Origin of the sequence: Actinomadura miaoliensis, assembly GCF_039536785.1 — a bacterium.
Lineage (GTDB): Bacteria > Actinomycetota > Actinomycetes > Streptosporangiales > Streptosporangiaceae > Spirillospora > Spirillospora miaoliensis.
In genome coordinates this window covers 205,438-229,316 of the sequence record NZ_BAAAZG010000047.1, presented here as the reverse complement: position 1 = coordinate 229,316, position 23,879 = coordinate 205,438, and the positions used below count along the sequence as shown (strand labels likewise).

18 protein-coding genes are annotated in these 23,879 nt (G+C 73.8%); 9 read left to right on the top strand and 9 right to left on the bottom strand.

Going from position 1 to position 23,879, the window contains the following annotated elements; translation table 11 throughout:
* Position 1: 1 nt before the first annotated feature.
* Positions 2 to 1,441: an FAD/NAD(P)-binding protein gene (locus ABD811_RS30325; protein WP_344954593.1), complete on the bottom strand. Its 1,440-nt coding sequence runs from the start codon at positions 1,439 to 1,441 to the stop codon at positions 2 to 4.
* A 145-nt stretch (positions 1,442 to 1,586) separates the two neighbouring features.
* Between ABD811_RS30325 and ABD811_RS30320 the strand changes: the two genes are divergently transcribed.
* The 4 genes from ABD811_RS30320 (at position 1,587) to ABD811_RS30305 (ending at position 6,290) form a co-directional block, all read left to right on the top strand.
* Positions 1,587 to 2,678 carry a LuxR C-terminal-related transcriptional regulator gene (locus ABD811_RS30320; protein WP_344954591.1) on the top strand — a complete coding sequence of 364 codons (1,092 nt, stop codon included), beginning with the start codon at positions 1,587 to 1,589 and terminating at the stop codon, positions 2,676 to 2,678.
* 141 nt (positions 2,679 to 2,819) lie between these two features.
* Positions 2,820 to 3,512 (top strand): ABC transporter ATP-binding protein, encoded by a 693-nt coding sequence (locus tag ABD811_RS30315; protein WP_344954589.1) that lies wholly within the window; start codon positions 2,820 to 2,822, stop codon positions 3,510 to 3,512.
* Positions 3,509 to 5,668: a YhgE/Pip family protein gene (locus ABD811_RS30310; protein ID WP_344954587.1), complete on the top strand. Its 2,160-nt coding sequence runs from the start codon at positions 3,509 to 3,511 to the stop codon at positions 5,666 to 5,668. Before ABD811_RS30315 ends, ABD811_RS30310 begins: the two co-directional genes overlap by 4 nt.
* A 31-nt stretch (positions 5,669 to 5,699) precedes the next feature.
* Positions 5,700 to 6,290, top strand: a complete 591-nt coding sequence (locus ABD811_RS30305; protein WP_344954585.1) for a TetR/AcrR family transcriptional regulator — start codon at positions 5,700 to 5,702, stop codon at positions 6,288 to 6,290.
* A 9-nt stretch (positions 6,291 to 6,299) separates the two neighbouring features.
* Here the strand turns inward: ABD811_RS30305 and ABD811_RS30300 are convergent, their stop codons facing one another.
* From ABD811_RS30300 to ABD811_RS30275, 6 genes are all read right to left on the bottom strand, one after another.
* A complete protein-coding gene (locus ABD811_RS30300) occupies positions 6,300 to 6,773 on the bottom strand; it encodes a MarR family winged helix-turn-helix transcriptional regulator (protein ID WP_344954583.1) in 474 nt (157 codons plus the stop codon).
* A 116-nt stretch (positions 6,774 to 6,889) separates the two neighbouring features.
* A complete protein-coding gene (locus tag ABD811_RS30295) occupies positions 6,890 to 8,485 on the bottom strand; it encodes an acyl-CoA synthetase (RefSeq protein ID WP_344954581.1) in 1,596 nt (531 codons plus the stop codon).
* 23 nt (positions 8,486 to 8,508) lie between these two features.
* On the bottom strand, positions 8,509 to 9,666 hold the full coding sequence (locus ABD811_RS30290) for a thiolase domain-containing protein (RefSeq protein WP_344954580.1): 1,158 nt from the start codon (positions 9,664 to 9,666) through the stop codon (positions 8,509 to 8,511).
* Entirely contained in the window at positions 9,659 to 10,699 is a 1,041-nt protein-coding gene (locus ABD811_RS30285) for a thiolase domain-containing protein (RefSeq protein WP_344954579.1), read from the bottom strand. Before ABD811_RS30285 ends, ABD811_RS30290 begins: the two co-directional genes overlap by 8 nt.
* A gap of 147 nt (positions 10,700 to 10,846) precedes the next feature.
* Positions 10,847 to 11,776: a Zn-ribbon domain-containing OB-fold protein gene (locus ABD811_RS30280; protein ID WP_344954578.1), complete on the bottom strand. Its 930-nt coding sequence runs from the start codon at positions 11,774 to 11,776 to the stop codon at positions 10,847 to 10,849.
* Complete coding sequence (locus ABD811_RS30275; protein ID WP_344954577.1) at positions 11,766 to 13,331, bottom strand: acyl-CoA synthetase; 1,566 nt, start codon at positions 13,329 to 13,331, stop codon at positions 11,766 to 11,768. Before ABD811_RS30275 ends, ABD811_RS30280 begins: the two co-directional genes overlap by 11 nt.
* Positions 13,332 to 13,474: 143 nt before the next feature.
* Here ABD811_RS30275 and ABD811_RS30270 point away from each other — a divergent pair, with 143 nt between their 5' ends.
* On the top strand, positions 13,475 to 14,278 hold the full coding sequence (locus ABD811_RS30270) for a crotonase/enoyl-CoA hydratase family protein (RefSeq protein ID WP_344954576.1): 804 nt from the start codon (positions 13,475 to 13,477) through the stop codon (positions 14,276 to 14,278).
* 134 nt (positions 14,279 to 14,412) lie between these two features.
* Here ABD811_RS30270 and ABD811_RS30265 read toward each other — a convergent pair whose 3' ends face one another.
* Complete coding sequence (locus ABD811_RS30265; RefSeq protein ID WP_344954575.1) at positions 14,413 to 15,351, bottom strand: zinc-binding dehydrogenase; 939 nt, start codon at positions 15,349 to 15,351, stop codon at positions 14,413 to 14,415.
* Between the two features lie 89 nt (positions 15,352 to 15,440).
* On the opposite strand from ABD811_RS30265, the gene ABD811_RS30260 reads away from it, so the two are divergent.
* Complete coding sequence (locus ABD811_RS30260) at positions 15,441 to 16,076, top strand: TetR/AcrR family transcriptional regulator (protein ID WP_344954574.1); 636 nt, start codon at positions 15,441 to 15,443, stop codon at positions 16,074 to 16,076.
* Between the two features lie 61 nt (positions 16,077 to 16,137).
* Here the strand turns inward: ABD811_RS30260 and ABD811_RS30255 are convergent, their stop codons facing one another.
* Complete coding sequence (locus ABD811_RS30255) at positions 16,138 to 17,442, bottom strand: hypothetical protein (RefSeq protein ID WP_344954573.1); 1,305 nt, start codon at positions 17,440 to 17,442, stop codon at positions 16,138 to 16,140.
* A 261-nt stretch (positions 17,443 to 17,703) separates the two neighbouring features.
* Between ABD811_RS30255 and ABD811_RS30250 the strand changes: the two genes are divergently transcribed.
* The 3 genes from ABD811_RS30250 to ABD811_RS30240 are packed head-to-tail and all read left to right on the top strand — an operon-like array spanning position 17,704 to position 23,805.
* Complete coding sequence (locus tag ABD811_RS30250) at positions 17,704 to 18,075, top strand: hypothetical protein (RefSeq protein ID WP_344954571.1); 372 nt, start codon at positions 17,704 to 17,706, stop codon at positions 18,073 to 18,075.
* Between the two features lie 28 nt (positions 18,076 to 18,103).
* The gene (locus ABD811_RS30245) at positions 18,104 to 19,051 is read left to right on the top strand and encodes a hypothetical protein (RefSeq protein WP_344954569.1); all 948 of its coding nucleotides are present in this window, start codon (positions 18,104 to 18,106) and stop codon (positions 19,049 to 19,051) included.
* Positions 19,051 to 23,805 carry a CHAT domain-containing protein gene (locus ABD811_RS30240; RefSeq protein WP_344954567.1) on the top strand — a complete coding sequence of 1,585 codons (4,755 nt, stop codon included), beginning with the start codon at positions 19,051 to 19,053 and terminating at the stop codon, positions 23,803 to 23,805. The genes ABD811_RS30245 and ABD811_RS30240 overlap by 1 nt, the downstream gene beginning before the upstream one ends.
* Positions 23,806 to 23,879 lie beyond the last annotated feature (74 nt).

The following is a 23,879-nucleotide window of genomic DNA, read 5'->3' as shown; positions in this document are numbered from 1 at the left end:
TTCAGGGGGCCGCCGCGAGAACCGCCCGGGCGGCCGCCGCCCCCTGCGCGGCGACGCCCGGAATGCCGGAGGTGACGAACGGCCCGTCCCCGGCGAGGTCGCCGACGATCCGCACGCGGGCGTCGGCCGCGAGCACGCCCCCGGAGGGGCACGGCGCCACCAGCCCTTCGGCCACCAGTGCGGCGACCAGGGCGGCCGCGTCCTGCCCGATCGCGTGCGGCGGCGGGTTGACGGCGTTGACGACCCGGCCGGCGATCCATGAGGTGCGCCGCGTGTCAGGGCCCCGCGCGTCGATACGGAACCCGCCGTGCACGCGCTCGATCCGCTCCACCCCGCGGACGACGTCCAGCCGGCCGGAGTCGAACAGCTCCAGCAGCCGCGCGGCGTTCACCGGCACCATCGGCGAGGCGACGCTGGTGGCGACGCGGAACAGCGCCCGCAACCGGTCCTTGTCGTCGTCGGCGAGCAGCCGCCAGGCGTACGGCCCGACGGTGTGCGACGTCTCCTGAAGGACGCGGCGGCCGATCTCCGGCGCGTCGATCGCGGCGATCTGGCGCCGCAACCGCCCGACGGGGTCCTCGCGCGGCGCCGCCCGCAGATCGGCGAGGAGGGCGTCGAAGTCCTCTCCGGCGTCCGCCAGTTCGGCGCGCAGCAGCCCGGCCAGCCCGTCGAGGGTGACCGCACCGTGGTCGTCCAGCAGCGCCCTCACCCGTTCGGTGGTGACGTGCCGCGGCCGGTGGGCGCCCGGCCGCTGCCAGACGTGGGGAAGCATGCCGGTCCGCGACACCATGCTGATCCGCCCGGTGTGTCCCCGCGCGGCGAGCGACACCACCACGTCGACGGCCGTCAGGCCGCTCCCGATCACGGCCACATCGGTTTCCGGCGCCACGTTCTCCAGCGTCCCGGCCAGCGGATAGGGGTCGCCGGCGAACCCGGGCGCGCCTGCCAGTCCGTAGTGGTCGTGGGGCCGGCCGCCGCCCACGCACAGCACGACCCGGTCGGCGACGTGCTCGCCCCCGTCCTCGGTGCGCAGGACCAGGCGACCGCCGGACCGCGCCGCGCCGACCACCCGCGCGGCGACGACCTCCGTCCACCGGCCGCGTTCACGCAGCACGGCCAGAGCCTTCTCGGCCGTCTGCTCCAGGTACTCACCGTAGACGGCACGCGGCACGAGCGGCTGCCCGAGTCGTTCGTCCAGGTACGCGTCGCCCCGCCCGCCGAGCCAGGCGCCGTAGTGACCGGGGTCCGCGTGGCGGATCGACATGATGGCGGGCGGGGCGTTGACCAGGACGGAGTCGAGGTCCGGCCCGTAGGGGCGGCCCCGCCACAGGTGGGGAGACGGCCCGAAGACCCTGATCGAGCCTCGTGCGGGGGCGGCGCTCGCCAGGGCGTCCAGCACTCCCACGGCGGCCGCGCCGCCTCCGATGATCGCGATGTCCATGCCCCAAGCCTCGGCACCGTACGGGGGCATGCCCCATCCCCTCGCCGTGGGTGATCTCCCCGGAACGCCCCCCTCGTTTGAGGGGTTGCGCGGGTGAGGGACGGCCGCGCAGGCTGAGGCCGGGTCGACATACGGGGAGGGCTCCATGGGCGGACGGCGCCACGACGTCGAGGTGACCGCCGACGCCGCCCGGGCGGCCGACCCCGGCGCTCTGTTCGATCGTGTCTCGGCGCGGCTGCGGCGGACGGTGCCGTTCGACGCGGCGGTGTGGGCGGCGACCGATCCCGAGACCGGGCTCATCACGGCGCCGATGCTGGTGCAGGACCTGGGCGACCGCGAACGCTGCGCCGACTACTGGGAGAGCGAGCTCCTGGAGGAGAACGTCGTCCCGTTCCGGGATCTGGCCCGCTCCCCCGTCCCGGCGGCGGGACTGCGCGCCGCGACCGGCGATCTCCCGGGACGCAGCGCACGCTTCCGCAGGCTGCTGCGAGGCCAGGGCCTCCACGACGAGCTGCGCGCGGTCTTCCGCGCGGGCGACCGGCCCTGGGGCGTGGTCAGCCTGTTCCGTGCGGAGCCCGGCCGGCCGTTCGACCGGCACGAGGTCGACCTCGTCGCCGGCCTGTCGGCCCCGATGGCCGCGCGGCTGCGGCGCTTCGCGCGCCCGTCGGAACCGCAGGCCCTGCCGAGCGCGCCCGCGCCGGGCCTGGTGCTGTTCGACTCGTCCGGCGCGGCCACCTCGATCAACGACGAGGCCCGCGAGCACCTGGCCCGCCTGCCCCAGGGGCCGTCGGTGCCGTCCGCGCTCGGTGTGCGGCTGCCGATCTGGGTCATCGGCACCGCGCTGCAGGCCAGGGCGGTCGCGCGGGGACGCGACCACGGCGGTGCCCGCGTGCGCATCAGGACCGTCGACGGCCGGTGGCTGGTCTGCCACGCCTCCAGCCTGACCGGGGCGGACGGGCGGCCGGGACCGGTGGCGCTGGTGATCGAGCCGGCGGCCGCGTCCGATCTGGCGACGATCGTCGCCGAGGCGTACGAGCTGACCCCGCGCGAGCTGGAGATCACCCAGCACGTCGCGCGCGGCCTGCACACCGGCGAGATCGCCGCCCGGTTGTTCATCTCCCCGCACACCGTCCGCGACCACCTGAAGGCGATCTTCCAAAAGGCGGAGGTGTCCAGCAGGGGCGAACTGGTCGCCCGGCTGTTCGCCGAGCAGTACTGGCCACACGCCCGTCCCTGACGCCCGCATCCGGCGGGGCCGGGGGGCGAACGGGCAGCCTCCCTGTGGCCGAGTTCACCGCGCGAGCGGGATGAGGCGGGTGCCGTCCGGGGTTAAATTTGCACTGACTGGTCAGTCTAAAAACGCCGGAGGGGAGCCGTCATGACATCGGAGCCGACGGGCGGGCGCCCGGCCGGGGGGCTCGCCGTCGAGGCCAGGGGCCTGTCGGTGCGCGGGCCGCGCGGCTGGGTGTTCCGCGACGTGGACCTGAAGGTCCCGGCGGGCGGGCTGGCCGCCGTCGCGGGGGTCGCCGGCTCCGGTCGTACGTCTCTGTTGCTCACCCTCGGCGGGCGGATGAAACCCGCGTCGGGCACCGTCCTGCTCGACGGGCGGCGGCGCGGCCTTGGCGAGGCGCGGCGACGGGCGGCGCTGGGCGTGGTGCCGGGCGTCAACGAACTCGATCCCGCGCTGACCGTCCGCGAGCACGTGAGCGAGGCGCTCGACCTGCGGGAGGGGCTGCTGGGCCGGTGGCGCGGCCGGGAGGCGCGCATCCGGCGGGCGCTGGAGCGGGTGGACCTGGGCGTCGCGCCGCGCACGCTCGCGGCCGACCTGACGCCCGAGGAGACGCGGCTGCTCGGCGCCGCGCTCGCGCTGGTCGGCGAGCCGGGCCTGCTGCTGCTGGACGACGTCGACGAGGGGCTGCCGTTCGAGCGGCAGCGGGAGCTGTGGCGGCGGCTGCGCGCGCTCGCCGACTCCGGCGTCACGATCGTCGCGGCCTGCCATGACGCCGCGCCCGCCGAAGGACTGGCCCAGGTCGTGCGGCTTTCGGAGTCCCGTGAGGAGGCCCTGCGATGAGGTTGCCCGCCGTGTCGACGGCCGGGCTGGAGCTGCGGCGGTTCCAGCGGAACCGGCTGACCCGGATCGCCCTCGCGGCGCTGGTGCTGCTGCCGCTGCTGTACGCCGGCCTGTATCTGTGGTCGTTCTGGGACCCCTACGCGCGGTTGAGCCACGTGCCGGTCGCGCTGGTCGACGAGGACAGGCCCGCCAAGGCCGGGGACCGGACCGTCCACGCGGGCGCCGACCTGGCCGCCGAGCTCAAGAGGCGCCAGGTGTTCGACTGGCGGACCGTGGACGCGCGGGAGGCGCGCGAGGGCGTCCGGTCGGGCCGCTACTACATGGCGCTGACGATCCCGTCCGACTTCAGCGCGCGGATCGCCGCGCCGTCCGGCGACGGCACGCCCGCCGCCGCGGCGCTGCGGCTCCAGCTCAACGACGCCAACAACTACGTCATCGGCACGCTGGCGGAGTCGGCGTTCAAGGAGATCAGCGCGGCGGCGGGCGAGGACGCCACCCGCGGCTACCTCGACCAGATCTTCGTGTCGTTCGGGAAGCTGCACGGCGAGCTGGGCCGGGCGGCCGACGGGGCGGGCAGGCTCGCCGACGGCGCGGGCCAGGCCGAACAGGGCGCGGACAGGCTCGCCAAGGGCGCGCAGGAGGCCGAGCAGGGCGCCGGGAAGCTGAAGAACGGCATCGGCGAGGCGCAGTCGGGCAGCCGCCGGCTCACCTCGGGTCTGGACACGCTGCACGACGGCACCCAGCGGCTCGCGGAAGGGAACCGGCAGCTCAACGCGGGCGTGCAGCAGCTTGTCGCGCGGGTCGACCAGGCCGCTGACGTGGCCGTCCCGCTGCTGCGCGACAACGCCCCCGAGATCCGGCGCGGCGCGCTGGCGGTGGCCGACGCCGCCGACGACCTCGCCGACGCCGCCGACACGCTGCCCGCGCAGACCGGCCAGGCCGTGCGGCGCGCCGAGCGGGCGCAGGCCGACCTGGAGCGGACGCTTCGCGAGCACCCCGAGATCCCCGCCGACACCCGGCAGAAGCTGCGGCAGGCCGCCGGCGAGGTGGTGGCCGTGGCCCGGCAGGTCGACTCCTACGTCCGCGAGCACACCGGTGACCTGCGCAAGGTCGCCACGCAGGCCAGGGCCGTGGAGCGCTCGGCACGCAAGATCGCCGCGGACGCGCCGGCGCTGGCCGACCGCATCGACAGGGCGCGGCGGGACGTGGACCGGCTCGGCAAGGGCGCGGCGCAGGCCGCGGCCGGAGCGGCGCAGGTCAACGACGGCACGGGCAGGCTGCTGTCGGGCGCGTCCCAGCTGACCGGCGGGCTGGGCACGCTGTCGGGCGGCGCGGGCGAGCTGCAGTCGGGGCTGGGACGGTTGTCGGGCGGCGCGGTCGACCTGGGGACGGCGCTGGCGCAGATCTCCGACGGCAACCGCGAGCTGGCCGACGGCCTGCACGAGGGCGCCGGGCAGGTCCCGGCGTACGGGAAGGACGAGCGGCAGGCCCGCGCCGACATGATGAGCAGCCCGGTGCGCCTGGCCAGCACCAACGACAACAAGGTCGCCAACTACGGCACCGGTTTCGCGCCGTTCTTCGTGCCCCTCGCGCTGTGGGTGGGCGGCATGGTCGTCTACATGCTGCTGCGCCCGCTGAACCCGCGGGCGCTGGCGGGCACGGCGCCGGGCTGGCGGGTGGCGCTCGCCGGATGGCTGCCCGCCGTGACGATCGGGATCGGGCAGGTCTGCGTCGTGCTGGCGGTGCTGCACTTCGGCCTGGGCCTGCACGCGCGGCACTGGGTGGGCCTGGTGGCGTTCCTGTCGCTGGCCTCGGCGGCGTTCCTGGCCGTGATCCAGTGGGTGAACGCGCGGTTCGGCCCGGCGGGGCGCATCGTGGCGCTGGCGCTGCTGATGCTGCAGCTCACCTCGGCGGCGGGCACGTACCCGATCGAGACGAGCCCGGGGTTCTTCCAGGCGATCCAGCCGTACCTGCCGATGCCGTGGGCGGTGCGCGCCGTCCGGCACCTGATCGCGGGCGGCGACCCGGCCGCGGTGTGGCAGGGTGGTGCCGTGCTGGCGGCGTTCCTGGCCGGGGGGCTGGCGCTGACCGCCCTGGCCGCGCGGCACAACCGGGTGTGGACGGTCAAGCGGCTGCACCCCGCGCTGAAACTGTGACGCGCTGACGGACAGGCGGGAGCGAAGAGCGATGAGCCGGACGGCGACCCGGGAGCGGCTGTTCACCGCGGCGGTCGAGCTGATCGCCGAGCACGGCTTCGCCGCGACCACCGTCGACCAGATCGCCGAGCGCGCCGGTGTCGCCAAGGGCACCGTCTACTACAACTTCGGCAGCAAGGCGGCGCTGTTCACGGCGCTGCTGGACTACGGCGTGGACCGGCTGGGCGCCCGCCTGCGCGAGGCCGCCGCGGGCCGGGCGCCGCTGGACGCCCTGGAGGCGGTGGTCGGCGCGGAGCTGGCGTTCATCGGCGAGCACGAGCCGTTCGCCCGGCTGCTGATCGCCGAGGCGTGGCGGTCGGGCGGCGGCGCCTGGCACCAGGCCGCCCTGCTGATCCGCGAACGCGCCATCGGGGTCGTCGCGGACGTGCTGCGCTCGGCGGTGGCCGCCGGGGACCTGCGCGCCGACCTGGACGTCGAAACGGCCGCGGCCGCCGTGTTCGGCATGGTGCTGACGGTCGCGCTGCACTGGCGCACCCTGGAGCCGGGCCGGCCGCTGGAGGACGTGCACGCCACCCTCATGGACCTGCTGCGCGGCCGCATCGCCGGCCGGTTCTCGGGCTAGTCCCTCGGGCTAGTCCTCCAGGCGGCGGATCTCGTCGACGACGTCCGGCATGGTGGCGTTCATGCCGCGCACCCAGTCGAGCAGGAAGCGCAGCTGCTCGTCGGAGCAGTTCTCGACGCGCTCACCGAAGTGGCGGGCGATGGGCTCGAAGTAGCGGGAGAAGCGCGCCACGTTCTCGGGCACCGGCTCGACGATGACGCGGCGGCGGTCGTCGGGGTCGCGGGTGCGCTTGACGCAGCCGGCCCTCTCCAGCCGGTCGATGACGGCGGTGATGGCGCCGCCGGTGGTGATGCCCATGAGCTGGGCGAGCCGTCCGGGGGTCTGCGGGCCGTCCAGCACGAGCGCGTTGATGGCCTGCGCGTCGGTGACGTTCAGGCCCGCCTTGGACGCGGTGGCGTGGTGCAGCAGCACCGTCCACATCGTGCTGCGCTGGGTGGCCTCCTGCAGCTCGCGCTCCAGCCGGTCGCGCTCCGGGGTCGACACGCCCTCACCTCATCCACCGGAAAACTCTGATAGCGAGAGACTCTTGTTCAGAGTCACTCCTGTGACGCCATCCTAGTCGCTCGGCGGATCCCCGTTACACGCGGCGCGCGACCGGATCAGGGGGACCGGTCGGCCGCCTCGGCGACCTGCCGGGCCCAACGGTAGTCGGCCTTGCCCGCGGGCGAACGCTTCATCTCCGCGACGAACGCGTACGTGCGCGGCACCTTGTAACCGGACAGGTTCGTCCGGCAGTGCGCGTCCAGCTCCTCGGGCGTCGGACGCTCGCCGCCGTACGGCTGGACGACGGCGGCGACGCGGCTGCCCCAGCGTTCGTCCGGGACGCCGGTGACGACGGCGTCGAACACCTTGGGATGCCCCTTGAGGACGGCCTCCACCTCCTCCGGGAACACCTTCTCCCCGCCGGTGTTGATGGCCTGCGAGCCGCGTCCGAACACCGCGATGCTGCCGTCCGCCTCGACGGTGGCGATGTCGCCGGTGAGCAGCCAGCGCCTGCCGTCCACGACCGGGAACGTGCGGGCGGTCTTCTCCGGGTCGTTGTAGTAGCCGCGCGCGATGTACCCGGTGCGCGCGACCTGCCCGATGACACCGGAACCCGGTTTGACGGGTTCGAGCCGGTCGTCCAGCACGGCCAGGTCGTCCACGTCCGCCGAGAACCGCAGCCCCTTCTCCGGCGTGGAGCCGGCGACGGCCTCGGCGGTCGACCCCGACTCGGTCGACCCGAACCGGTCCATGATGACGACCCCCGGCAGCAGCTCGCCGAGCCGGTCGCGCACCGCCCCGGTCAGGATCGCGCCGGTCGACACGAACGCCAGCAGCGAGGAGGTGTCGTACGACCCGCGCGCCAGCGCGTCGGCCATCGGCCGGGCCATCGCGTCGCCGGTGACGGTCAGCGAGTTCACCTTCTGCCGCGCGATCGTCCGCCACACCGCGTCCGGGTCGAACCGCCGCAGGTAGACGATGGTGGCGCCCATGAACCAGCCGATGAACGTGGCCACCTGCGCGGCGCCGTGCATCAGCGGCGCCACCGGCATCATCACCAGCGGGCCGCCCGCCCGCGCCTGCTCCACCACGTCCTCGGGACGGTCCGGACGCGGCTGCGTGGGGTTGTAGAACGCCAGCAGCATGTCCTTCATGCCCCACATGACGCCCTTGGGCATGCCGGTCGTGCCGCCGGTGTAGATGATGTACGTGTCGTCCGCCGAACGCGGCGGGAACCCGCGCGTCTCCGGCTGGCCGCGCAACGCCTCGTCGTAGGCCACCGCCCCGGAAACACCGGGCGGGCCGCCGACGGCGATCAGGTGCCGCAGCGCCGGCACCCGCGGGACGGTCGCCGCCACCCGCTCCTCGAACTCCACGTCGTACAGCAGCGCCACCATGTCGGAGTCGCGGTAGACGTAGAGCAGCTCGTTCTCCACGTACCGGTAGTTGACGTTGATCGGCACGGCGCGGATCTTCAGCGCGGCCAGGATGGCGGCCGCGTACTCCAGGCAGTTGTAGAGCTGGACGCCCACGTGCTGCCCCGCCCGCACCCCCGCCGACTCCAGGTGGTGGGCGAGCCGGTTGGCGTGCGCGTCCAGCTCGGCGAACGTGAGGCGGGGACCGTCCCCGTCGGGGCCGGCGCACACCAGCGCGACGCGCTCCCCGATCGCGTCGGCGACTCCCTCGAACAGATCGGCGTAGTTGAACTCCATCGGGGCGCCTCCCGCGGGGCGGTTCAGGGTTTGTCGGAGCCGACGATCCACATCGCGAAGAACTGGGCGCCGCCGCCGTAGGCGTGCCCGAGGGCGCGGCGCGCGCCGTCCACCTGGTAGTCCCCGGCCATGCCGCGCACCTGCAGCGCGGCCTCGGCGAACCGGATCATCCCGGACGCGCCGATCGGGTTGGACGACAGCACGCCGCCCGAGGCGTTCCAGGGGATGTCGCCGTCCAGCGCGGTGGCGCCCGACTCGGTGAGCTTCCAGCCCTCGCCCTCGCCGCAGAAGCCCAGGTTCTCCAGCCACATCGGCTCGTACCAGGAGAACGGCACGTACACCTCGGCCACGTCGATCTCACGGCGCGGGTCGGTGATCCCGGCCTGCCGGTAGACGTCGGCGGCGCAGTCCTTGCCGCCCTGGGGATTCACGGTGTCGCGTCCGGCGAAGAAGATCGGCTCGGACCGCATGGCGGTGCCGTGCACCCAGGCGGGCGGGTTCGGCGCGGCCTTCGCCGCGTCGTCACTGGCCAGCACCATCGCGCAGGCGCCGTCGGACGACGGGCAGGTCTCCAGGTAGCGGATCGGCTCCCACAGCATCGGCGTGGACTCGACCATCTCCCGCGAGATGCCGGGGATCTTCAGGTGCGCGTGCGGGTTCTTCAGCGCGTTCAGCCGGTCCTTGACGGCGACGAGCGTGCCGATGTGGTCGGGCGCGCCCGACCTGCGCATGTACGCGCGGATGTGCGGGGCGAAGTAACCGCCCGCCCCCACCACCAGCGACGTGGAGAACGGCGTGTTGACGGTCAGCGCCCAGGTGGCGTTGGACTCCGACTGCTTCTCCCACGCCACCGTCAGCACCCGGTCGTGCACCCCGGCCTGGATCAGGCTCGCCGCGACGATCGCCGTGCTGCCGCCCACCGACCCGGCCGTGTGCACCCGCATGATGGGCTTGCCGTGCGCGCCGAGCGCGTCCGCCAGGTACGCCTCGGGCATCACCATGCCCTCGAACAGGTCGGGCGCCTTGCCGATGACGACCGCGTCGATGTCCTTCCACGTCAGCCCCGCGTCGTCGAGCGCGTGCCGCGCCGCCTCCCGGACCAGCCCGGCCACCGACACGTCCAGCCGCTTGGTCTTGTACGCGGTCTGGCCCACCCCGATGACGGCACACGGGTTACCCATTGCTCTCTCCCGACAGGACGCACACCAGGTTCTGCTGCAGGCACGGGCCGGACGTGGCGTGGGCGAGCGCGCGCGTGGCCGTCCCGTCGTGAACACGGGCGGCGGCCTCGCCGATGCGGATCAGGCCCGTCGCCATCACCGGGTTCGCCGACAGCGCCCCACCGGACGGGTTCACCGCCACCGAGTCGTCCAGGCCGAGGGCCTCGCGCAGGATCAGCTCCTCGTGGCTGAACTGCGCGTGCAGCTCGGCGACCTGGACGCCGTCCGCGCCCGCCTTCCGCGCGGCGATCCGTGTCGACTCCGACCGCGTCAGGTCCCGCGCGCCCGGCGAGTGCGCCTCGGCGCGATGGTCGATGCCGGTGATCCACGCGGGGCGTTCGCACAGCTCACGCGCCTTGTCGCCGGCCGCCAGCACGATCGCCGCCGCGCCGTCGGTGACGGGCGCGACGTCGGACGGCCGCAGCGGCGCCACCTCGTAGCCCTCGTCGCCCGGGTCGGGCAGGTGCAGCGCGTACGGGTTGTCGCGGCCCGCCGCCCGCGACCTGGCCGCCACGGCGCGCAGGTCGTCCTCCTTGGCGCCCGCCCGCTCCAGGTACGCGCGGGCCTGCACCGCCGCCAGCGACACCTGGTCGACGCCCAGCGGCGCCAGGTAGTACGGATCGAGCTGCTGAGTGAAGATCTCCGGCAGGACGCCCTGGCTGCCCTTGCCGAACCCGTACACCAGCGCGGTGTCGACGTCGCCGTGCCGCAGCCGCACCCACGCCTCGTACAGCGCCCACGCCGCGTCCATCTCCACGTGGCTCTCGGAGATCGGCGGCCACGCGCCCACCGCGTCCAGTGCCGACACGAACGAGAACGGCGCCCCCACCAGGTAGTCGCACGACCCCGAGCAGGTGAACCCGAACCGGTTCAGGCCCGTCCGCTCCTTGATCTCGCTGATGACGGGCGCGAGCATCTCCACCTCGGCCAGCCCGTCGTCCTGCGCGGAATGCCGCGTCTGCACGAACGCGACCACCGCGATCTCGGTGTTCATGGCCTCGCCTCCGCTCGGCGGCTCGCGGCCGGCTTCACACGACGGCTTCCCTCGTCGCTCCGGTCGCTCGTCCCTCGCTCCCTGCGCTCCTCAGTCCAGCCGCCGCGCGGCCACTCGCTGCTCATGGCCTCGCCTCCCGGCCGCGGGTCACACGTAGTCCTTGATGCGTTCGAACGGGACGTCGGGCTCGTCGAGGGGCTCGAACCACCTGATGTTGGCCATGGTCTTGTCCCACTCCTCGCGCGGTCGCCACACGGCCTTGACGCGCATGCCGATGCGGACCTGGTCGGCGGGGATCCCGGCGACGAGCGCGAGCATCGTCAGGTCGGCGCCGTCCAGCAGTATGTACGCCGACACGAACGGCACCTCGGGGGCGCGCGGGTCGGGCAGATTGTTGACGGCGAACGTGGTGACGGTGCCGGTGTCGGCGACCTCCACCTCCTCGGTGGTCGGCACGCCGTCGCGCGGGCACATGCCCTTCATCGGCACGATGACCTGCCCGCACACCGGGCACCGGTGGCCGAGGAGGCGGCCCTCGGCGATGCCTTCGAGGAACCGGTCGAGGGCGCGGCCGGCGCGCAGCCGGTACTCCAGCCGCGTCGGCGCGTTGATCATCGTGACCTCGGGGCGGAAGCACTCGATGTCGCCGATCGCGCCCGTGCGCTCCCCTCGCCACCTGGGCCGCACGCGCATGCCCGTCTTGAGGAAGCGCGGCGGGTCGGCGCCCTCCTCGAACACGCCCACGTCCAGCGCGTGCAGCAGGGCGGTGTCGGCGCCGTCCGGCTGGATCAGCGCCCACGCGAACGGACGGTCCAGCGGGTGCGTGGCGCGCGGCCTCGGCACCCACGACCAGCTCTTCACCGTCCCGGCGGGCCCGACCTCGACGAACTCGCCGGTCACGGCCTCACCGTCGTCCGGGTCGTACTCGGTGGGCGGGACGAGCACCCGGCCGTTCGCGGTGCGCACCCCCACCAGGCGGCCGTCGCGCAGCTCGGTCAGGAACCGTCCGATGACCGGCCCCACCGACCGCGTGTAACCGCCGGGGAACTCCAGAACGTGATTGGCCTCAGATGACACTTTCGCGGCCCTCCCAGTACGGGGCGCGCAGCTTGCGCTTGAGCAGCTTGCCGTTGGGTTCGCGCGGCATCGCGTCGATGAAGTCGATCGACCTGGGCCACTTCATCTTCGCCAGCCGTCCCTCCAGGGACCGCAGGATCTCCTCGGCGAGCCCGGGACCGGGCTCGACGCCCTCGGCCGGCTCGACCACCGCCTTGATCTGCTCGCCCCACTCCTCGTCCGGGATGCCGAACACGGCGACGTCGGCGACCTTGGGATGCAGGATGATCTCGTTCTCGATCTCGGCCGGGTAGATGTTGGCGCCACCGGAGATGATCATGTCGGCCTTGCGGTCGGACAGGAACAGGAATCCGTCGTCGGTGAGGTACCCGATGTCGCCCACGGTGAAGAAGCCGCGCAGGCGGTTCTTCTCCGTCTTCTCCCGGTCGCCCTTGTACTCGAACTCGACCCCGGCCATCTTCATGTAGATCGTGCCTGGGGTCCCCGGGGGGACCTCGTTGCCGTCGTCGTCCACGATCAGCAGCTCGCTGATCGGCCATGCCTTGCCGACCGTGCCGGGGTGCTTGCGCCAGTCCTCCGGACTGGCGATCGTCCCGCCGCCCTCGGTGGCGGCGTAGTACTCCCAGATGCAGTCGCCCCACCAGTCGAGCATCTGCTGTTTGAGCGGCACCGGGCACGGCGCGGCCGCGTGGATCGCCCACTTCATCGAGGACACGTCGTACCGTCCGCGCACGTCCTCCGGCAGCGACAGCAGCCGTTTGAAGTGCGTCGGCACCATGTGCGTGTTGGTGATCGCGTACTTCTCGACGAGACGCAGGCACTCCTCGGCGTCCCACCGGTCCATGTAGACGAGCGTGTGCCCCATGTGCAGGGCGCTGCCGCCGAACTGGGTGACCGCCGTGTGGTAGTTGGGCGAGGTCACCAGGTGCGCCTGCGGCGGCTGCCCGGCGGGACGCCCCGGCCCCATGCCGAACAGCGTGAGCAGGAACGTCTGCAGTTCGTAGCTGTCGTCCGGGTCCATCCCGGCCAGCGCGCGCCGCACGCCCTTGGGCCGCCCGGTCGTCCCGGACGTGTAGTGCATGGTGGCGCCGTTGCTGCGGTCGTCGGGCAGGCTGTCGGGCTGCCCCTCCACCAGTTCCTCATGGGACCGGAACCCCGGCACGTCGCCGAACGCGAACCTGCGCCTCGGGTCGAGCCCGGCCTCCTCGGCGGCCCGCGCGCCCTCCCGCGCGTACCGCTCGTGGACGAAGAACGCCTTGGCCTCGCTGTCGGCCACGATGTAGCCGATCTCCGGGCCCGTCAGGTGCCAGTTGACCGGCGTGTAGTACCAGCCCGCCTGCAGCGCCACCAGGTACAGCACCAGGCCGTCCACGCCGTTGGGCACCAGCCCGCACACGCCGTCGCCCTTGCCCAGCCCCAGCCCGCGCAGCCCGTGGACGAGCCGGTTCGCCCGGGCCAGCAGCTCACCGGCGGTGTACTCGGTGCCGTCCGGGTCGACGGCCGCGACCCACCCGGGATCGGCCTGCGCCAGCCGCCAGAAGCCCAACGATCCCATCGGTTCTCCCTCGGTGATCGCCTCGGATCTCTCCGGACGCGGACGCCCGGCGGAAAAAGTAGATCACGTTCTCATTTGTCCGAGCAAGCCCTGTCGGTGCGCCGATCTTGTTACTAGAATCCGTTCTCGTTTAGGAGGGAACCATGCTGCCCATCTCCACCGAGCACTGCACGGTCGAGCAGGACGGCCACGTCGTGACCGTCACCATGAACCGGCCCGAGGCCCGCAACGCGCTCAGCTCGACCATGCTCGTCGGCCTCGCCGACGCCTGGACCTACATCTCCGAGACCCCCGAGGTCCGCGTCGGCATCCTCACCGGCGCCGAGGGCCACTTCTGCTCGGGCGCCGACCTGAAGGCGATGGGCGCCCCGCCGTCCGACCCGCGCGTCGCCGAGCGCATGCGGCAGATCTCCGACTTCCACTGGAAGGGCCTGCTGCGCGACGGCCGGCCCACCAAACCGCTGATCGCCGCCATCGAGGGCTACGCCGTCGCCGGCGGCACCGAACTCCTCGTCGGCACCGACCTGCGCGTCGTCGCCGAGGACGCCACCCTCGGCCTGTACGAGGCGCGCCGCGGCCTGTTCCCCATGGGCGGCTCGGCGATCCGCCTCCCCCGGCAGATCGGCTACGCCCACGCCATGGACCTCCTGCTGACGGGCCGCTCCGTCACCCCGCGGGAAGCGCTCGCCATGGGGCTGATCAACAAGGTCGTCCCGCCCGGCGGCGCCCTGGCCGCCGCCCGCGAGCTGGCCGACCAGATCGCCGCCTGCGGCCCCCTCGCCGTCCAGGCCATCCTCCGCGTCCACCGCGAGACCGAGCACCTGCCCGAGTCCGAGGCCCTCAAGATCTCCGACGAACTCGGCTGGCCCGTCATCGGCTCGGAGGACGCCAAGGAGGGCACCCGCGCCTTCCGTGAGAAGCGCCCCCCGGTCTACAAGGGCCACTGACCAGGCGCACCCCCCCCGCTTCCGGCGCCTCCCGGGCCTGCACGCCCCGCGCCACTGCGCCGGGCTTGCGGCAGCCGGAGTCGAGACCGCCCCGCCGAGCGGACGGGCGGCCTCGTGTCGTGCGGAGCTGCGTCCTACGAGCCCGGCTCGATCTCCAGGATCGCCTTTCCGTGCAGGCGGCGGCCGAGCAGGGCCTCGACCGCCTCGGCGGCCCGGTCCCACGAGCCGCGCCAGGAGATCTGCGGGTCCAGCCGGCCGGCGGCGACCCGGGCGGCGAGCCAGGCCAGGTCGGACGCCAGGCCGGGTTCGTCCAGCAGGTAGAAGCTGACGATCGAGCGGTCGTGCCGTCCCTCGTTGCCGAAGAGGGCGCCGAAGGGGAAGTTCTCGCCGCCGCCGGTCGAGTGGCCGACGGCGATCAGAGTGCCGCCCTCGGACAGCCGTTCGTAGGCGGCCACGAGCTGGTCGCCGCCCACCATGTCCACCACGCCGTACACCCGCTCGGCTACCTCGTGGGGGCCGGACACCACCTCGTCCGCGCCGAGGGCCCGCAGGCCGTCGCCGTGCGCCGCCGGGTCGCCGGTGGAGGCCACCACCTCGGCCCCGCCCTGGTGGGCGAGCTGCACGGCGTACCGTCCCACTCCACCGGTCGCACCGGTGACCAGCACACGCCTGCCCAGGATCGGACCGATCCGGCGGAGCGCCCGCAGCGCGCTGGCGCCCGCCACCGGGACGGTGCTGATCGCACCGAGGTCGGCACCGGCGGGCACCGTTCCGATGAGATCGGTGTCGACGGCGCGCAGCTCGGCCCAGGCGCCGTCGGCGCCGAGCGTGACCACCGGCGTCCCGGCGGCCGGGCCGGAGCCGTCGGCGGCGGCACGTTCCACGATGCCCGCCGCGTCCCAGCCCAGAACGGTCCCCTCCGGGGCCCCGGCGATGCCGAACGCCACCTCGCCGTAGTTGAGGGAGGTCGCCGTCACCCTGATCAGCGCCTGGTTCGGAGCCGGTACGGGGTCGGGCGCCGTACCGACCCGCAGGCCGCCGGGCGCGGAACGGTCCACGATCAATGCACGCATGAGAATCCTGCCTTCACCGAGGGGTAAATGCCACTGAGTGGCGAAAGCCTACAGGAGGCGAACGCCGCCGGGAGATACACTCGGGGGCGATGAGCACCGTGATCCCCAGTGAGCTGCCGCTGCGCGAACGCAAGAAGCTCCGCACCCGGCAGGCGCTGATCGACACCGCCCTGGAGCGGTTCACGGCGAACGGGTTCGACGGCACGACGCTGGACGACCTGTGCGCCGCCGTCGAGGTGTCCAAGCGGACCTTCTTCCGCTACTTCGACAGCAAGGAAGACGTGGCGATGGCGCCCACCCAGGACCTGTGGACGGCCTTCCTTGACGAACTGCGGACCCGCCCCCTGGAGCGCGGCCCGCTCCTGGCGCTGTTGCAGCACGCGCTGCTGGCGGCGCTCGACCGGATGCCCGCCGAGGGCTGGACGGACCGCGTCCTGCTCAGCCGCCGCCTGGCCGACCGGACCCCCTCCATGAACGCCCACGGCCTGCAGTTCTGCGACCGCACCAGCCGCGCCGCGATCACGACCCTGCGCGAGCGCTTCGACCTGTCCGACCAGCACGACCTGCGGCTTCGGCTGGCCATCGACATGAGTGTCGCGGCCTTCCACTGCGCGCTGGAGGGCTGGACGTCCCGTCCCGGCCCCGCCGACCGCGACGACCTCGCCGCCCGCCTCCGCGACGCCTTCGCCGCGCTCCCCGGCACCGTCACCATGACGGTCGGCTGACCCACCCCGCCCCACCGGTCGGCGTCTCGGCCGGATGCCCGTCAACGAGTGCAGGCGACCTCTAGTCCTGCCAGTAGAACAGCAGGGTGCCCACGTCGAGGGGCTCGCGGGCGCCGAAGTAGTAGACGTGGAGCCCGGTGAAACGCGTCGCCGCCAGGTCGCCGTCGATGTGCCGGAGCCCCGCCGCCCGCATGGCCGTGATCACCCTGGCGTCCTCGTGCTCACCGATCAGGGAGAAGAAGGGCCCGAGCGTGCTCACCCTGACCTTCCCCGCCGTGGTGGCGATGACGTGGTAGGTGCCTGACCCCACACCCTGATGTTCGGCCGCGGGGCGCGGTTTCTCCGGCCGCAGCCCGGCGGCGTCGAGTTCGTCCACGGCACGCCGGAGCACGTCCTCGTCGGCGCCCTCCGGTTCGAGGCATGCGGCTTCGAGCAGCCAGCGCGGGTCCGTGCCCCGTTGGCCGGGTGTGTACTCGCGCAGGATCGCCTTGCGCACGTCGGACGGCACCCCCGGCAACTCGACGCGGGGCGGGCCGAGCGCCTCCCAGGCGGCCCGGATGTCATGGCCGCGCCGATGCAGCACCGCCAGCGCCCACAGGTGTCCCGGCCGTCGCTCCTCGACCATCGCCAGGAGCGCGTCGTCGTCACCGGAGGTCCCGGCCATCAGCTCGTACGCCGCCCTGGCGACGAGGACGGAGTCGTCGGCCAGCGAAGCCGTGATGTCGCCGCCTCGCCGCCACAGCAGCCTCAGCCCGAGCAGCCGCTCGGCCACCGACGATCCCCGGGTCGCGAGCGTCTCGGGCGAGTCGGCCCCGTACTCGGCGAGGACGGCGGGAAGGCCATGGGCCTCGACCAGCGCGTCGATCGACTCTTCACCGGCCACGCGCCTATGCCGCCACGGCTCCGCCGCCAGTACCGCGAGCGGGCGTGCCGCGCTGATGTCGCCCAGCCTCGCGCGCTCAGCGAGCACCTTGTCGGCGAAGCCGTACGGCCACCGTTCACGCAGGCTCGCCTCCTGCTCCCGCAGCCACCGGAACACCTCGTCCGAGCCCGGCCGGCCCGACACGCTCAGGATGTCGAGCAATGCCGCACGCAGGTCACCGCCGAGGTCGCTGCCCTGGACACGATCCACCAGTCCCATCGCGCGATCGACGGTGACGCGGCCCAGCAACGCCTGCGCGCAGGCCCGCCTGCGCCACCCGGGTTCGCCGGCATCGACGACGACGTCGACGAGCGCGTCCACGGGGACATCCGACAGCCGCCGCGCCACGCTCTCCGGCGACTCGCTCCGCACCACCGGCCAGGTCACCAGCTCAGCGATGCGTTCCCGCGTGTTCTCCGACGAGGGCAGGTCGCCGCCGCCCATGGCACCCCCCACTTCGCTTCCGAACGTTCTCGGCACCGCGCCACCACGCGATCAAATCAGCGTGCGAAGGGCGACAACAACCCGGTTCCGGTCCCCCGGCAGGCGACCACGTGAGCCACGACCGAAGAACCGGCCGGCCGATTCGGTTCATGCCGCGTGTCGCGAAAGCAGAAAAGTCGCGGCGCACGCCGGGGATGTCACCAATCGCGGTTGAATGGGCCTCAGGGTGGGGTGAATCACCGAGGACGGAGCGGAGGGGCGGTGGAGGACGAGGACGTGCTGCGGGCGGCTGAGGCGCTGCGCCGGTTCCTTCCGGAGCTCGTGGGGGACGCCGCCCCCGAACTCGACCGCGAGTTGGGCGCGCTGCTGGAGCGGGGCAGGGCGGGCGAATCCGTCAAGGTGCCGGTGCTGCGCCTGCTGTCGGGGTACGACGCCACCCGGGAGTGGATGCGCCGAGCCCTGGACGTGCCCACGAAGTACCGGACGTTCCAGCCGCACCCGGGGCGAACACGGCTGCCCGCCGTCCGGTACGCGTGCCCGCGCTGCGGCCAGGAGTGGTACCGCTTCAGCGTGCTCGACGAGGTGCCGTCGTGCCCGGACGACGAGGTGCCCTACGAGCCGGTGACGGAATGACGGGTCAGGTCGAGATGGCGGGCCGCTGATGCTGTCGAAGGTCTGGGAGAAGGCGGGCGAACGGCTGACGGGCGAGGCGATGGCCCGGCTGCTGACGCCGGTGGCGGTGTTCTGGTTCGCCGGGCTGGCCGCGTGGGCGTGGCGGGAGAGCCGGGAACGCTCCGGCGGGCTGACCCGGCTCGGCACCGACTTCGCCAAGCATCCGGCCGTGCTGCAACTGACGGCCGTCGTGGTGGTGGCGCTCGCCATCATCGTGTCGGCGCTGGTCACGCAGCGGTTGTCGGTGCCGCTGACGCGCCTGCTGGAGGGCTACTGGCCGCGCGGCCGGGGCGACCGGCTGCGGCGCCGCCTGCACCGCCGCCGCACGGAGGACCAGCGGCGCGCCGGCCGCCTGGAGGCCCGGCGCCTCGCGGGCGGGCTGTCCGCCCGCGAGGCCGACGAACTGGCGCGCCTCCAGCTCAGGCTGCGCAACGCCCCCGGCACGCTGGAGCAGACGATGCCGACCCGGTTCGGCAACCGGCTGCGCGCCGCCGAGCTGCGTCCCGGCGCCAAGCACGGGCTCGACACCGTCGCGTGCTGGCCGCACCTGTGGCTGCTGCTGGACGACCGGGTGCGGTCGGAGATCGCGCGCGGCCGCGCCGAGATGGACATGGCGGCGCACACCGTGTGGTGGAGCCTGGCGATCGTCGTCTGGACCCCGCTGGCCTGGTGGGCGCTTCCGCTGGGCCCGTTGCTGGCGGTCGCGGTCTACTACGGGTGGCTGCTCGGCGCCGCGCAGACCTACGGCGACCTGGTGGAGGCGGCGTTCGACCTGTTCCGTCCCCGCCTCTACCAGGCGCTCCGGTGGCCGCTGCCCATCGGCCCGGAGGGTGAGCGGGCGCAGGGAGAGCAGGTCACCCGGTACGTGTGGCAGGGGCTGGCCCCCGAGCACCTGCTGTTCGAGACGAACGTCGAGAGCAAGGGAACGGCGACCTGATGTCGTGCGGTGCGGAGGCCGAGGTCGTCGGCGGGCTGCGCAACCTGGTGGTCGACATGTGCGCCGCCGAGAGCTGGCGCGCCACCGTGCGGCTGGCCGAACGGCACCCCGTGCTGCTCACCGACGCGGCCCTGGACGTCCTGGCCGAGCTGATCGAGGAGGCCGGGCCGGGCGACCCCACCATGCGCGACGTGTTCGCATGGCACCGCGACCTGCTGGTACGCGCCCGCGAAGGAGACGGCGACGGTCTGCGCGTCCGCCTCGACCGTGCCCTGCTGGCCTACGAGATCGCCAAGTCCGGCGAGGGGCTGACGGAGGACGTGGGGTACGTCGTGGACCAGCTCGCCGAGTTCGTGACCACCCCTCGCGAGGACTGGATGGGCGTCATCGCGGAGCGTCCCCTGCTGCTTCACCACGGCATGCCGCAGGTCATCGAGGAGCTTGCGGCGATGCAGGACGACGAGGAGACCGCCGAGCGGGTCCGCCGGTTCAGGCCGTTCCTGGCCCGGTGCCGCGAGTCGGGCGCCGTGCGCGCGCTCGCCGAGCGGGCCGCCCGCGAGTACCTGTCCGCGGCGAACGACGACGAGCGGGCGTCACTGCTCCAGCAGCGTCCGGAACTGCGTGAGCCCGTGGCCGACGAGGTGGTGCGCGCCGTCGGACGGGACGGCGGCCTGGACCCGGCGTCCCTGGACGCGGCCCTCGACTTCCGCCGCCGGTTCGCCGAGGAGAGCGCCACGGGCCGGATCCTCGACCTGACGACGCTGGAGCCGCTGGTGCGGCCCGGCGTCCAGGAGGCGGTGGACCGGCTGCTGGACGCGGACGGCGAGGAGGAACTGCTCGCGGTCCTCAACGACCATCCCGTACTGCTCGACGAGGACGCGTGGAGCGGGTTCGCCCACCGGATCATGTCGGCGCGCTCGGCGGGCGAGGACCTGACCGCCGTGCGCGCCGCGCGCCGCCAGTCCGTGGCCCGGCGCGCGGCCGTGGCAGGGCCGCGGGCCGCCGTGGACGAAGCGGCCGCGTCCGCGGAGGAGGACGTGGCCGAGGTCGTCGCGGCGTTCCTGAACGTCGCCGACATGGGCGGGGCCTGGGCGCTGATCGAGGCTCAGCCGCCGCTCGCCGAACCCGCCGTCGCCGAGCTGCTCGAGACGTTCGGGCTGTCCGGCGGGTCGCACGCCGCGCTCCTGCGGCAGTGCCACACCGAGGGGACGGCGGTGGTGTTCGCGTCCGTGGGCACCCTCGAAGAGGCGGTGAACGCCCTCTCCGAGTCCGCGTCGCAGTTCGCCGAGCGGTTCCGTTCGGGCGGGACGCCGCAGAAGCTCGCGGTCGCGGCCGTCATGGCCGAGTCGGTGGCGGCGCTGCGCGGCCCGTCCGATCCCGGCATGCGAGCGGGGGCGTACGGCTTCGCCGGGGAGCTGCGCTTCGCGCTCTACATCGAGACGCGGGACGAGCGGCACTTCCAGCGGGCCGTGCGGCATTTCGAGACCGCGCTCGCCGGCGGAGCGCCGTACCACCGCCGCGCCATCGACCTGTTCAACTTCGCCGTGCTGCTGTACCAGCACGCGGTCGCGGGCGGCGGCGGAACCGATCCGCTGCGACGTGCGGTGGGGCTGCTGGAGCAGGTGGTCGACCCCGCGTCGGCGGCCGGCGACGCGCCCGGGCTGCGGGAGATGGCCGTGACGCAGTTCGGGGAGGTGGCCGCCGAACTCGCCCGCCGCACCCGTTCGGTGGAGGTCATCGACGACGCGCTGGACCTGACCGCCCGCCTGACCGCCGGGCCGTCCGGCGGCGGACTCGCCGACGCGCTGCGTGCAGCGCACGGGCACCTGCTGGAGGCCCGCTGGGACCTGACGCGCGGCCAGGCCGACCTGGAGCGCCTGCTGGAGTTCCGCGAGCGCGGCGTGCGTACCGACCCCCGTGCCCTCGGACCACGGCTCGAACTGGTCACCAACCTCGTCGCCGCCATCCCCGAGTTCTCCATGGACGTCGGCCGCGCCGAGGCCGCCATCGACGAGGCCGTGGAGGCGGCGGGCGACGACGTCGAGAGCCGCGGCCTGCTGGCGCTGCTGCTGGCCGACCTGGTGTCCAAGAAGGCGCGCCTGGGCTCGGCGAGTCACGGCGACGCGCTGGGCGCCGCGTACGAGGCGCAGCGGTACCACACGCGCACCGACGTCGACCGCCACGCCTACACGCTGCTGCTGATCGGCCGCGCCTACCGGGAGCGCTACCGGGCGGACGGCGACCCCACCGACCTGCGCCGCAGCATGGACGCGCTGGAGGAGGGCGCGGAGCTGGAACCGTCCGGACAGGTCCGTCCCGCTCTGGTCCTGGAATGGGTCGACACTCTCCGGCTCGTCTACGAGCTGACCGGCGACCGGGCGACGCTCCGCCGGGCCGTCGCGCTCGCCGAGGGGAACGCGGGCAGCGACCGGGTCGTCCGCGCGCACCGGCTCCAGCAGCTCGCCGTTCTCTACAGCGACCGCTACGTCGCGGAGGGCGACCTCGGCGACCTGGACCGGTCGATCGACTCCGCGCAGCGCGCCCTGGATCTGCTGGTCCGCCACGGCTTCAACTGGCGTGCGGTGGCGATGAGCCTGGCGAGCCGTCTGATGCTCCGCGCCCGGGTCACCGGCGAGGTGCGCAACGCCGATCTGGCGGTGTCGCTGCTGGACGAGGCCGCCGTAGGAGAGGGCTCCGGCGGCGGGGACGAGCGGGCCGCCGACCAGCGTGCACGCCGCCTGACGAATCTCGGCAACGCGCTCCTGCAGCGCTACATGCTGGTGGCCGACGGGGACGACGACCTGCGCCGTGCGGTGGCGGTCCTGCGGGAGGCGCCCGAGACGACCGCCGAGTCCTCCCCCTACTGGCCCCGACGGGTGTTCAATCTCGCCAACGCCCTGCAGGCGCTCGGCGAGGCCCGGCGGGACCCCGCCGTCCTGGACGAGGCGGTCGGCGCGTTCCGGCGGGCGCTCGACCGGGTGGGCAACTCGGTGTTCCGCGCCATGTACACCGTCCCGATGTGCAGCGCGCTGCTCCTCAAGCACCGGCTCACGGAAGACGCGGCGCCGCGTGAGGAGGCCGTGCGGACCCTGGAGGACCTGCTGCGCACCGATCCGCCCTGGCAGGGGACGGTGCTGGGGGCGCAGCTCCTCGGTAACGCGCACGCCGCCGGCGGCCGGTGGGAGCAGGCCTGCGCGGCCTACGCGCGGTGCATGGAGGCGCTGACGATCGCGGTGCGGGGGGAACGGCTGCGCGGCAACAAGGAAGGCTGGTTGCGTGAAGCCGTGGGTGTGCCGACGCGGGCCGCCGTCGCCCACGTGCACGCCGGTGACCCGGCGCAGGCCGTCGCCGTGCTGGAACGCGGCCGGGCGGTCCTGCTGGCGCAGGCACTGGAGCTGGCGGACGCCGACGTGGCGGAGCTGCGCGCAGCGGGACGCCACGACGTCGCCGACCGCTGGGAGGCGGTCACCCGGCGGATCGCCGTGCTGCAGGCGGAGGAGCCGGACGACGTCGTCCCGGGCCGCATCGACCTGTCGGACCGGCTCGCCGTCGCCCACCGCAAGCTGGAGGATGTTCTGGCCGAGATCCGCGCGGACCCGCGCCACCGGGACTTCCCGCGCCCGGCTCCGCCGGATCCGGACACTGCGGCCCCAGGCGCACCCGTGATCTACGTGACCGCCACGGCCGAACGCGGCCTGGCACTCGTCTCGCGCGGCCCGGACGACGTCACCCCCGTGTGGCTGCCCGACCTGACCGAAGAGGAGTCGATCACCCGCGTCTCGGCCCTGCTCGACGTCTCCCACCCCGACGCCGCCCCCGACCACGGGGCCGCCGCCGCGCTCGTCGACGAGATCGTGCACTGGCTGCGCGCCACGGTGTTCGACGTCCTCGCCGAGCACCTGCCGGGCACCGCCCGCGTCGTGCTGGTCCCCGTCGGACACCTGGCGCAGCTCCCGCTGCACGCGGCCGCGGCGATGACCGGCATCACGGCCACCTACAGCCCGAGCGCCCTGGCACTGCGCGTCGCCACCGGCCGGGCCCGCACCCGCGGCGCCGAGCGCGCCCTCGCGGTCGCCGACCCGGCGGGCACCGGCCTGCCGCCGCTGGCGGCGGCGCGGCTGGAGGCCGACCTCGTGGCGGCGCTGTTCGGCGACCCCGACGCGGCGCTGGAACGGGAGTCGGCGACCCGTGACGAGGTCCGCCGCCGCGCCGCCGACACGGACGTGCTGCACCTGGCCTGTCATGGGCTGGCCGCCCCGTTCGCCCCGCTCGACAGCGGCCTGGTCCTGACCGGCGGCGAGATGCTCACCGCACGGGACCTGTCGGCCGACCGGCTCGTCGCTCGGCTGGTGATGCTGACGGCCTGCGCCAGCGGTGTCCCGGGCGTCCGGCTCCCCGACGAGGTCGTCGGCCTGCCCACCAGCCTGCTGCACGCGGGCGCCGCCGGGGTGCTCGCCACGATGTGGCGGGTGCCCGACGACGGCGCTCTGCTGTTCAGCATCGCCTTCTATGAGGCCTGGCGCATCCAGGGGAAAGCTCCCGCCGACGCGTGGGCCGCCGCCGTCGAATGGCTGCGCACCACGACCGACGGCGCCAAGACCGAGTATTTCGCCCGCCTCATGGCCGACCCGCAGTCATGGCTTCCCCATCCGGTCGCCGAACGCTGCTGGGAACTGCTCGTACTCCGCGCCCCCGGCGGTATCAGCCACGGCACCCCCTACCTGTGGGCGCCCTTCTCCTACCACGGCGCCTGACCCCGCCGCCGGTCCGGAGACCGACTACTACCTGCGGCTCTTCGAGGCGAACGTGCCCCACCCGGCCGCGAGCG